This is a genomic window from Neobacillus drentensis, from assembly GCF_021560175.1.
Taxonomy (GTDB): Bacteria; Bacillota; Bacilli; order Bacillales; family Cytobacillaceae; genus Neobacillus; species Neobacillus drentensis_A.
Genome location: NZ_CP091110.1, coordinates 2,279,667 through 2,291,903 on the forward strand (window position 1 = coordinate 2,279,667; position 12,237 = coordinate 2,291,903).

Annotated in this window: 10 protein-coding genes; 8 read left to right on the plus strand and 2 right to left on the minus strand. The window is 37.4% G+C overall.

Annotated features, from left to right (window positions below; translation table 11 throughout):
* Positions 1–22: 22 nt before the first annotated feature.
* The 7 genes from L1999_RS10550 (at position 23) to L1999_RS10580 (ending at position 9,602) form a co-directional block, all read left to right on the plus strand.
* Positions 23–1,828, plus strand: coding sequence for a cache domain-containing sensor histidine kinase (locus L1999_RS10550; protein WP_235743501.1), 1,806 nt, complete (start codon positions 23–25; stop codon positions 1,826–1,828).
* Between the two features lies 1 nt (position 1,829).
* Positions 1,830–2,897, plus strand: a complete 1,068-nt coding sequence (locus L1999_RS10555; RefSeq protein WP_235743502.1) for a response regulator — start codon at positions 1,830–1,832, stop codon at positions 2,895–2,897.
* 100 nt (positions 2,898–2,997) lie between these two features.
* Positions 2,998–4,278, plus strand: coding sequence for an ABC transporter substrate-binding protein (locus L1999_RS10560; RefSeq protein ID WP_235743503.1), 1,281 nt, complete (start codon positions 2,998–3,000; stop codon positions 4,276–4,278).
* An 87-nt stretch (positions 4,279–4,365) separates the two neighbouring features.
* Entirely contained in the window at positions 4,366–5,325 is a 960-nt protein-coding gene (locus L1999_RS10565; RefSeq protein WP_235743504.1) for a carbohydrate ABC transporter permease, read from the plus strand.
* Complete coding sequence (locus tag L1999_RS10570) at positions 5,325–6,143, plus strand: carbohydrate ABC transporter permease (RefSeq protein ID WP_215041087.1); 819 nt, start codon at positions 5,325–5,327, stop codon at positions 6,141–6,143. The genes L1999_RS10565 and L1999_RS10570 overlap by 1 nt, the downstream gene beginning before the upstream one ends.
* Positions 6,144–6,179: 36 nt before the next feature.
* A complete protein-coding gene (locus L1999_RS10575) occupies positions 6,180–8,186 on the plus strand; it encodes a beta-galactosidase (protein WP_235743505.1) in 2,007 nt (668 codons plus the stop codon).
* A 93-nt stretch (positions 8,187–8,279) separates the two neighbouring features.
* Positions 8,280–9,602 carry a glycoside hydrolase family 30 protein gene (locus L1999_RS10580; RefSeq protein WP_235743506.1) on the plus strand — a complete coding sequence of 441 codons (1,323 nt, stop codon included), beginning with the start codon at positions 8,280–8,282 and terminating at the stop codon, positions 9,600–9,602.
* 119 nt (positions 9,603–9,721) lie between these two features.
* Here the strand turns inward: L1999_RS10580 and L1999_RS10585 are convergent, their stop codons facing one another.
* Positions 9,722–10,282: a cysteine dioxygenase gene (locus tag L1999_RS10585; protein WP_235743507.1), complete on the minus strand. Its 561-nt coding sequence runs from the start codon at positions 10,280–10,282 to the stop codon at positions 9,722–9,724.
* Between the two features lie 12 nt (positions 10,283–10,294).
* A complete protein-coding gene (locus L1999_RS10590; RefSeq protein ID WP_235743508.1) occupies positions 10,295–11,221 on the minus strand; it encodes a DMT family transporter in 927 nt (308 codons plus the stop codon).
* A 210-nt stretch (positions 11,222–11,431) separates the two neighbouring features.
* Here L1999_RS10590 and L1999_RS10595 point away from each other — a divergent pair, with 210 nt between their 5' ends.
* Entirely contained in the window at positions 11,432–12,235 is an 804-nt protein-coding gene (locus tag L1999_RS10595) for an SRPBCC domain-containing protein (protein WP_235743509.1), read from the plus strand.
* Positions 12,236–12,237 lie beyond the last annotated feature (2 nt).

Consider the following 12,237-nt stretch of genomic DNA (forward strand, 5'->3'; position numbering starts at 1 on the left):
TCTTAGAAAAGGAAAGAGCGCTATGTTGAAAATTACACGGCTCCCTATAAGGATACGGAATTTCCAGCAAAAAATTCTTCGTAAACTTGCGGGAAATATCCGCTATAAATTAATGTTCCTGCTGTTATCTGTCATGATCGTCCCATTACTGATCCTCATTATTTTTTCAATCAATGTATCGCAACGAAATTATGAAAAAGAAATCATCAGTTCAAATGAGTCAAGGATCGTTTTAGCTGGAAAGTATGTAGATGAAAAATTAAAAGAAAGTGACAAAATCCTTTTTTCTAGTTTACTTGACGAAAAATTAATACCCAGTATAAGTCAAACCAGTGATGAAACTACTCCATTAAATTTTAGTACACTAAACTACATAAAAGACAAATTATATTCCATTTATTATCGAAATGAAAACCTTGATCGTTTTTCCATCTATTCCAAAGAAAAAGGCACCGTTTATTCTTTGACAGCAGAAGATTTCAAAGTTTCAAAGATAGCCAATCTTTCGGGAACCAACTGGGCTAAATTAGGTGTCAATCCCCATTATATTTTTGATAGTAAAAATTCAAAACAAAGTTTTTCACTAACAAGAAGTATTATTCGGTTTGAGGACCGAAAAATAGTGGGCGGGGTATCCATTGATGTGAATTGGAATGTGGTCGACAATGTCATTGAGATGCTGGAATCAGAAAAAGAAAGCTCTGTTTATCTACTAAATAACAGAGGGCAAATCATATACAATCCAAACCATACTAAAACTCCATCCGTTGATTTCCAAAAAATAATAAAGCAAATCAACAATAGTAAGAAGGATGTTTACTATCTTAATGATAAAAGTGGATATATTTTCTTTCAAAAGGCATTTAACCAAAAAGTGGTCATTGTGAAAGTTATCCCTAAAACACTCATCATGAATGGTGTAACGAAGACATTGATCTACGCCATTATCATCGGTGTTTTTTCTATCATTCTAACCATATTTTTATCTATTATTATTTCTTTAAGAACGACAAAACCCATTATTCATTTAGTGGATGCGATGCAAAAAGTGGAAGAAAACAACTTTGATGTAAGAATTGAAACCGAACGATCTGATGAGATTGGCCTGCTTGAAAAAAGATTTACATCTATGGTTTATCAAATAAATGAATTGATAGAAAAAGAATACAAAAGTGAAATTGCTACAAAAGAGGCTCAATTTAAGGCACTGCAAGCACAAATCAATCCTCATTTTTTATACAATACCCTTCAGTTAGTTGGGGGAATGGCAGTCGCTCATAATGCTGAGCGGATATATAGGGTGATAAGTGCACTAAGTGATATGTTCCGCTATATTACAGGGAAGCAAGGAGACATGGTTAAGATCGAAGATGAAATCGAACATATAAAAAATTACCTCTATATTCAAAATCAACGTTTTGATGGAAAAATAGAAACGGATATTTATATAGAAGAAGGTACTGAAAGGTACGAAATTCCTATGTTAACGATACAGCCTTTGGTAGAGAATGCATTTAATCATGGGTTTGAACAAAAAGTGGGTCTATGGAAACTCACTGTAGAGGTGCAGAAAGTCTTTGATGATATTGAGATAACCATTACAGACAATGGCGTAGGAATACCTGAGGAGAAACTGAGAACACTCATAAGTCAAATTAACGATATATCGCAGCCCTTGAATACTAAAGGAAGTATTGGAATTAAAAATGTCGCCGCTAGAATTGGATTGTACTTTGGTAAAGAATACGGTCTTGATATCTCAAGCGGAGTGGATCATGGAACACAAATTGTAATTACAATCCCTGCAAGGATGCTATTGGAGGTATAACATGATAAAAACATTACTTGTTGACGATGAAAAATGGACAAGAGAGACGATTAAACAGTTTGGAAAATGGCAGGAATATGGCATTGAAGCCATTGAGGAGGCTGCTGATGGACAAGAGGGGTTAAAATTAATCGAACAATGGTCCCCGGACATTGTGATTACCGACATGAAAATGCCTGGTGTGGACGGCATGGAATTACTTCGGATTGTAGCTGAACGTTTCCCTCAGATTAAGTTGATCGTAGCCAGCGGCTATGATGACTTTCATTATATGCGCCAGGCGATTCGCTCAAAAGCCAATGAGTATCTGCTTAAACCAATCAATGCAAACGAATTAAACCTAACTTTAGAAAAATGTGTAAAAGAGATTCACCATCAATCCAGGCAGCAGTTAACGCCTTTTTCTTTTTTAAATAAAGATATCTCTACGTTACTAATGGATTATAAAAAACCTATCATCTCTTTTTTGGATGAATTAAATACAGAGGGCTTTGAAAATGCCATGGAGCGTTTTTTTAATGAATTAAAGGAAGTCGATGGGATTGACAACCATGCTCTAGCTAAAATTGAACACGAGTTTATTCTGATTTTAGAAGCGCAAATGATTAAAAATGATTGCAATGTCCAAGAAGTGTATAAAAATGAAGAATTAAGCTATGATAGCGGCTTGTCCCTTGAGTTAATCATGAAGAAACATCAAGATCTAGGGAAGCGTTATGTGGAATATATGCTCCAGGTTAAGAAACGAAAGGGCAGAGTAGATCTCCAAGAAATAAAAGAATACATAGAACGGAATTTTACAGAATCCCATCTTTCTTTGGATGTATTAGCCAACAAGTTTTTCGTTAGTAAAGAATACTTAAGCAAAGCATTTAAAGCTATGTACGAATGTAATATCACAGAGTATATTGTCAGCAGACGAATGGAATATGCGAAAAAATTAATTGAAGCAAATGAACTTCAAATTAAAAGCATTGCCCAAATGGCGGGGTATGAAGATCTGTCGTATTTTTATCGTGTTTTTAAAAAGTACTTTAAAATTTCTCCGGGAGAAATGAGGCAAGGTTAAAAAAGTCCAAATGTAAGCGCTAATATTTTCAATATTCGAATACGCGTGAAATGTTTATGATAAGAGTGTAAGTTAAAACTTTATCAGGGGGCCACAAAAGATGAAGAAAGCGATTTCAACAGCACTTAGCTTGATTCTTGGGATTGGTTTGTTAGCAGGTTGTAGTTCAAATGATACTGCTTCAGGCCAAAATGACACAAAGGCGTCAAAACAAGTTGAACTTAAAGTTTTTATTGGACAACCACGATTTAAGACACAATATGAAACGTATTTTGATCAGTTTGTCAAAAAGGAGAAACAGGATAAAAACATTGATGTCAAAATCAAATTGGAATTACCAAATGTAAATCAGGCATCCCAGCTATTAAAAACAAGATTAGCTTCAGGTGATAGCCCCGATATTTTCAGTCTTCATGCGATAAATGATATCCCTCTTTTTAATAAGGCCGGTTATCTAGAAGATTTATCAAAGGAACCGTTTGCTGATAAGTTGTATGACACGGTTAAACCAGCTGTCACCACAACCGATGGTAAAGTCGTAGCAGTTCCATTAGAGACTCTTCAATGGGGATACTTATACAATAAGAAAATCTTTAGTGACTTAGGATTAAAATTACCACAGACGATGTCTGAAATGAAAGAAACGATTAAAGTATTAAAACAACATAAGATCACACCATTTTTACTAACTTATAAAGATGCATACATCCCGCAATTATTTTTACCACTTACTGTAGGTGGGGACGTCAGTACAACGACTCCAGACTTTATTAAGAGCATGAATGAAGGCAAAGGTTCGTTTAAAGATGTTAAAGACTTGTTTAATGTCATGGATTTAGTAAACTCCAATGGAACACCACGTGCCTTTGAAAATGGACAAGATCAAGGTGCTTCTGATTTTGCAAATGGCAAAGCTGCGATGTGGGTACAAGGACCATGGATGGCAGATTCCATCGTAAGTGCGAATAAAGACTTTGAATTTGGGGTTGCACCACTGCCTATTAATGATGATCCAAAAGCAACTTTATTGAATTTGAGTACATCAACATCGCTTGCTGTTTCCAAAATGAGTAAAAACAAAGCAGTGGCAAAAGATCTCATTAATTATATCCTTGATGATAAAGATTCTAGTGATTTCTATAAAAGCCTTGGATTTAATCCAATCTCAAAAGTTCATACGTTTGCACCATTTCCATGGTTAAAAGAATCATCGGAGTATGTTTCAAAAGGAAGAGCTTATCAGGATCCTGCCATTCCATCTGCTGTGAAAGACGAGTCACAAAAATTATTCCAGAGTTATCTTGCAGGTGATGCATCCAAAGCTGAGGTCATCAAAGGGTTGGATCGAGCCTGGGATCAATTCAATAAAAACAATAAGTAATTTGATTATGATCAGACAACGATAAAGGCAGCTCTACACAGCTGTCTTTATCATTATCAAAAATTAACTGTCAGTGGGGTGGGGGCAATGCCACAGTTAGGAAAACAAAGCAATCAAATCGCTATCAACCAAGTTCAACCGAAAATAAGCTCTAAAAGCAGCTTAAGTTTGAAAAAACAAAAAGGTACTCTTAGTTTACTATTATTTGTTCTTCCGGCCTTTATCTTTTATTTTGTATTTTTATTGATTCCAACGATTGGCGCAGGTTTTTATAGCTTTACCGATTGGAATGCCTTAGCGCAAACTTTTCATTTTGTTGGTTTTAGTAACTATATTGAAGCATTTAAAGATGACCCTGATTTTCGTCATTCCTTTTTCTTCACTTTAAAATATACGGCTTTCATGTTTGTTTTCCAGAATGTGATCGCGTTACTTCTAGCACTTTTTATTGAAACCAGGGTGAGGACGAAAGGCTTTTTTCGAACCCTATTCTTTATGCCAAATATGTTAAGTTTAATCATTAGTGCATTGATGTTTTCGTTTATTTTCTCGAATGTACTTCCTGAACTTTCGAAAAAAGCAATTTTTCATCTGCTAGACCAGCCATGGATTGGGGATGCAAAAGTTTCTTTCTATTCCATTCTTATCGTGTCATTGTGGCATGGTATTGGCTATATGATGGTCATTTATATGGCAGCACTGCAAGGTGTTCCATCACATCTTAAAGAGGCAGCCATGATTGATGGGGCAAATCCGTTTCAACGACTTATTCATATAACGATTCCAATGATTATGCACGCCATTACCATTTGTGCTTTCCTAACATTGAATGGTGCCTTTAAAGTGTTTGATGTTGTTTATGCACTCACTGCAGGCGGACCGGGGAGATCGACACAGGTGATGGCCCTAAATATTTATGAAGAGGCATTTTCCAATAATTTTAGATATGGTTATGCCAATGCAAAAGCAATGATACTCTTTCTCATTGTTCTAGTGATTACCTTGATCCAAGTGAAAGTGTTGAAAAAGAAAGAGGTGGAAGCATAATGAAAAAACTATACGGGGCAGCAGCTACTCTTATTCTAGCAATCTTTGCGGCCATATCGTTTTTCCCCATTTACATGGCTTTTATTAATTCCTTTAAAACACAAGGGGAAATTTTTAAATCCGTTTTAAAACTGCCGACAAAATTACATTTTGAAAATTATACGGGTGTGTTTGAACAGCTAAATTTATTTCATAGTGCCTGGAATACGGTCCTAGTCACGGTAATAGGATTAGCAGGTATTGTTATTTGCGGTTCACTGGCCGGTTATAAATTAGCTAGGACTCCAGGGAAACTAAGCAATTTTATCTTTACGCTATTCTTAGCTTCAATGCTTGTACCTTTTCATTCCATCATGATTACCTTGACCAAGGTAGCCAAGGGGTTACATGTACAGGGGTCGATTTATGGGTTAGGACTCATTTATATTGGACTTGGGGTAAACATGGCCATCTTTCTATATCATGGTTTTGTGAAAACCATCCCTAAAGAGCTCGAGGAAGCGGCAAGAATTGATGGATGTAATGACCTACAAATCTTCACAAAAATTATTTTTCCTCTTCTAAAACCAATCACAGCCACAATTCTAATTTTAGATATTTTATGGTTGTGGAATGACTTCTTATTGCCTTTGATCATGTTGACTGATGTGAATAATTATACTCTGATGTTGTCGGTTAACATGTTATTCGGGGAATACAACAGCGATTGGCCAAAGATCCTCTCAGGACTTATTATTACGGCTCTGCCTGTGGTTGTGTTTTATGCGATTTTTCAAAAATACATTCTTAAGGGAATTGCAGATGGCGCGATTAAATAAGCTAGTGGCTTAACAGACTAGGAAGGTGAAAATGTAATGAAACAGTTGTTATACGGTGTAGCATACTATGATGAATATATGCCCTATGAACGATTAGAAAAAGATATCGTGATGATGAAGGATGCGGGTATAAATGTGGTTCGAATCGCAGAATCGACGTGGAGCACCCATGAACCGCAAAATGGCGTTTTCGATTTTACATCAGTGGACCGAGTACTGAATGCTATGCATAAGGCCGGAATAAAAGTAATTGTAGGAACCCCCACCTATGCGATCCCCACATGGATGGTAAAGGAACATCCAGATGTATTGGCGATTACCCAAAACGGACCAGGAAAGTATGGGGCTCGTCAGATAATGGATATCACCAATCCTACGTATCTGTTTTATGCTGAACGGATTATCCGAAAATTGATTGGTCATGTAAAGGATCACCCAGCCGTAATTGGCTACCAAACGGATAATGAGACAAAACATTATGACACCGCCGGTCCGAATGTGCAGGTGTTATTCGTAAAATACATGAAAGAAAAGTTTAAAACACTTGATACTATTAACAGCGTATTCGGATTAGATTACTGGAGCAATCGCATTAATAGCTGGGAGGATTTCCCCTCTGTAGTTGGAACCATAAATGGAAGTTTAGGAGCGGAGTTTGCAAGATTTCAACGGCAGCTAGTAACGGAGTTTCTTTCTTGGCAGGTCTCGATTGTGAATGAGTATAAACGACAGGACCAGTTTGTAATGCAAAACTTTGATTTTGAATGGCGTGGCTATTCCTACGGGATTCAGCCAAGAGTAGATCATTTTGAAGCAGCTAAACCATTTGATGTAACTGGAGTGGATATCTATCATCCTTCGCAGGACGATTTAACCGGAATTGAAATTTCGTTTGGCGGCGATGTTGCCCGTTCTACGAAGGGAACCAATTATCTTGTCGTCGAAACAGAAGCACAGGCATTTACCAATTGGGTTCCGTACCCAGGGCAGCTAAGGCTGCAGGCGTTTTCCCATTTAGCTTCTGGGGCAAACATGGTCGCCTATTGGCATTGGCATTCCATCCACAACTCGTTTGAAACCTATTGGAAAGGGCTGTTAAGCCACGATTTTGAACCAAATCCCGTTTATAATGAAGCCAAAACAATCGGCAGGGATTTCGTAAGACTCTCATCGCATCTGGTGAACCTTAAGAAAAATAATCAAGTTGCCATATTGGTCAGCAATGAATCGTTAACGGCAATCGAGTGGTTTAAATTTAATTTTTCCAGCACTAAAAACTACAATGATATTGTTCGGATGATGTATGACGAGCTTTACAAAATGAATATTGGCTGTGATTTTGTCAATCCGTCTAGTGATAATTTTGAAGACTATGAGATGATCATTGTTCCTGCATTATATACGGCTCCTGACAGTTTGTTAGAAAGATTAAACGAGTTTGTTAGAAATGGTGGAAACATAGTTTATACCTTTAAAAGTGGATTTACAGATGAACAAGTAAAAGTAAGAACGACTCATCAGCCAGGGATTATTAATGAGGCATGCGGTGTTTATTACAATATGTTTGTTGAACCGAAGAATGTTTCATTGAAAGATAATCCTTTTGAGGTGAGTCCTGAAAATAATACAGTGGAAACTTGGATGGAACTCTTAACCCCAACTACGGCTGAGGTATTAGCTTATTATGATCATCCTCACTGGGGGAAATATGCGGCTATAACGGAAAATCGTTATGGTAAAGGAATGGCAACTTATATTGGTTGCATTCCAAGTAAAGCCGTTATGCAGAAGGTACTCGAGCAAGCCGTTAAAAAAGCAAATTTATGGGGAGCGGACCAAGAACTAGCGTTTCCGTTAATTGTCAAGTCAGGCATAAATGAAAAGGGTAACAATGTTCACTTTTACTTTAATTACTCTGATCTTCCAAATGGTATCAAGTATTTCCATAAAGATGGCGTCGAATTGTTAACCGATTGCACTGTATCAATCGAGCAAACAATCGATATTGAACCTTGGGGAGTTCTTATTATAGAAGAAGAGTAAATATATGTTTGGTTCTGTCGTAAGTGATTTACAACAGAACCAATTTTATTTAATGATTAAAATGCAATACATGAGAAATGGAGGAATCGACGAATGAGTATTCAATGGGTATCTACCACAAAACAAAGAAGTTGGAACACACGAGAAATTTTTGATACAGAAACAGGTTCTCCTAATTTATCTTTAACGGATGTAACTCAACGCAGGATCGACGGTTTTGGAGGCTGCTTTAATGAATTGGGATTAACAGCCATGCAACATTTAAGTGAAGAAGATCAAAAGACTGTATTTGATGCACTATTTGCCCCAGAGGGTGAGTGTAAATTTACGATTTGCAGACTTCCAATTGGGGCAAGTGACTATGCATTAGAATGGTATAGTCATAATGAAGTAGAAAATGATTATCATATGGAGCATTTCAATATTGACAGGGATCGAAAATATTTAATCCCGTACATAAAAGAAGCGTTAAAACGTAATCCAGAAATGAAATTATTTGCCTCTCCTTGGAGCCCGCCAACATGGATGAAATTCCCTAAAGCTTATAATTATGGAAAGCTCCGTTGGGAAAAAGAAGTATTAGAAGCATATGCCTTATACTTTGTTAAATTTGTGGAGGCATACAAACAGGAAGGGATTACGATCGATCAAATACATGTCCAAAATGAAGTCGTTGCTGATCAGAAATTTCCATCCTGTGTCTGGTCAGGTGAGCAGCTTCGGGAATTTATCAGCGACTATTTAGGTCCAGCCTTTGAAAAGCATGGACTTGACACCGAAATTTGGTTGGGAACCATTAATGGAATTGTAGAAAAATTATTTCAAAACTCAGCTTCGGACTATGATCAAATGGTAAATACCGTTCTAAGTGACCCTCATGCTTATCCATACATTAAAGGTGTCGGTTTTCAATGGGCAGGTAAATATACAATCCAACAAGCGGTGCAAAGTTATCCAGAGCTGCGTTATATGCAGACCGAAAATGAATGTGGAGATGGAAAGAACTCTTGGGAATATGCACACTATATCTATAATTTGTTCCGACATTACTTTGTAAATGGAGCTAATTCCTATGTTTATTGGAATATGGTGTTGGAGCCGTTTGGCCGGAGTACATGGGGCTGGGAACAAAACTCTATGATTACGATAGATCCAGATACGAAGGAAGTAATGTATAATCCAGAGTACTATGTCATGAAACATTTTTCTCATTATATTACTCCTGGTGCTGTTAGGATTGATACAAAAGGTCCTTGGACTGGTAATACAGTAGCATTTCAAAATCCTGATGGTTCTAAGGTGATCGTTATTGCCAATCCATTTAATGATGTACGTGAACTTTGTATCGAACTAGATCATAAAAAGTATCGTGCTACCTTAGAGCCTGATTCTTTTAATACCTTTGTATTACAATGATTAATCATTATTGAATAAATAAACTGACTCTCCTCCTCATCATTTTTAAGAAATGAAAAGAGGGTTTGCCGAAAGGGAAAGGAAACTTTTCGGCAAACCCTCTTTTTGTCTTTAACATTTTAACTTTCCTTTTTAAGTTGGAACTCTTTTATCTTCTGTTTTTGTTCGTCCGGCCACCATGCGCCGCAGTCATCCGAAACGATACAAGCAGCACATTTTTTTAGGTCATACACAATCATTCCGGTAATAGGAGGTGAATAAAGATGAAGGGTAATCAAATCTGTTTGGTTAGAGGTTTGCATTTTATGGATCGCTTTTTTCGGAGCATAAAAATATTTCCCCTGATGGTGGTACTCCTGAAACAATTCAGCAGGTAAGCCAGTTCCGCTCATTTCATAAACCGTATTTAGAGAGGTGCCGGAGAGGACTTGTATCCAGCCGTGTGAATGGCCATGGTCATGTGGGGCGCACTCCAACTGAGACCAATTCATCACGAGCATCTCGACTTCTTCATTTTTAAATAATAGTTTTCGGTTATACGGTTTACCTAGGGTTGGTTGTGGCAGGTCGTCAAAATCTCTAAGGTGTATATTTAGTTTTATTAATGCTTCTTTTAACTGTGCTTTTGAGGGACTTTTTAAGGGATCTAATACATTCTTTATCCTACTTGTCAAAGTCATAAAGCTATCCTCCTATGGACGTTTTTTCTTGAAGAGGCTGAACAAAAGAGGCATAAGCTGACCGTTAACAATAATCACTCCCATTATAATTATGATTCCTCCGGCAATACTTATGAATAAAACTTTTTCTTGTAATAGTAAGACAGCTGCAACTAATGTTGAGACAGGCTCCAAATATAGAAACATGGATACCTTAGTGGCCTCTAAAACTTCAAGTGCTTTTCCCCAATACCAATAAGCAATCCCAGAAACAAAGACACCAAGAAACAACAAATGCGCCCACTCTGTATGATTTAACAGTAACAGGGATTTCCAGCCCTTGTTCCTGATCATAAAAGGAGTCGTTAGAATCAATCCTAGTAAACTCATATAAAAGGTCACCAACAGAGGAGAATAAGGAATTCGTAAACTTTTTAAAAGCACAGAATAAACAGCCCAGTTCAAGGTGCTTAAAACCATAAGAAAAAAGCCGATGTTCATGCTGAAGGCAAAGGAATGCCCACTTCTTGTCGTTGTTACCAGCAGTACACCTGTTATGGCTAATACCATTCCCGCTGCCTTAGATAAAGTCATTTTTTCATGCAAAAAGAGAACGGAAAGGATAACTGTAAAGATGGGGGAGAACGATATGAGCCATCCAGCTGAAGATGCTTGAATGGTTAATAATGCTGTCACCTGGAGTAATTGATGAACAAAAACACCAAGAATACCCAGTACCAATAAATGGGGAAGATATTTAATTGAGACACGCAGCCGGGTTCGCTGAATTAGTAAAAGCAGCAGTAAAAATAAGGCTCCTATTCCAAATCGAAATACAACGATCGAAAACGGGTCTAGTTTTGCTAGAACTGCCTTCGTCGATACAAATGAAATTCCCCAAAAACTAATTGAAATGAAAGCATAAAGCGAGGCAGTTAACTTAGAACTTGTAAGGGTCATGGACTGGACATTCCTCTCAGCAAAAAAAGTGTTATTCTATTTTATGCTTGTCCCGAGAGAAGATGTTTGTTTCTACTACAGTGATGGTAAGATCTGGATATATTTGGTAACTTGATCTTTCTTGTGATACATGTTACCATAAAGTCACTTATCACATGTGACTATTAAGTCACATGTGATTCACTATATTTCTTTGAAAGGATCGTTGGAATGGAAGACGAACTTTCCACAGTTTTTAAAGCATTGGGACATCCAATTCGCAGACGAATTCTTGATATTCTGAAGGATTCACCTAAAACAACAGGAGAACTTAACAACTATTTTCCGGAAGTCACTAGATATGCAATTATGAAGCATTTGTCATTACTTGTGGAAGGAAACTTAGTGGTCGTCAGGAGAGAAGGGAAATATCGGCGCAATTTTCTAAATGCTGTTCCACTTCAGAAGATGCATAATCGCTGGATTGGGAAGTACATGCAATCAGCAGCCAATTCATTGTTAAATTTACAATCAGTAGTTGAAAAAACAGGAGGAGAATTAGATATGAAAGTATCAAACCAAGATCAAAGCCAAGTTTTTAAAATTGAGCAAGAGGTATTAATTGATGCTCCACGTGAACAAGTTTTCAAGGCCTTAACAGAACGTGCCGGCGATTGGTGGGAGTTCCGATTGGCGCCAAAAGGAGTCCCATCAGAGTTTACCTTTCAACCTGTTCCGGGAGGGCAATTTACTGAAAAATGGGGTGAAAATCAAGGTGCCGTCTGGGGGAATGTTTACTATGTGAACGCACCTGAAGAAATCCGCCTGCATGGTCATCTCGGTATGCAAGGGGCGGTAAACAGTTCCTATACGTATCGTCTCGTTGAGAAGGAAGGATCTACAGTGCTGCAACTATCCCATCATGCATCTGGAATCATTCAGGAAAACTGGGAACAAGAACATTCCGAAGGATGGAAATATCTGCTTGGTACTCTGCTGAAAAATTATCTAGAACAAAATCGTTCATCAAAATAATG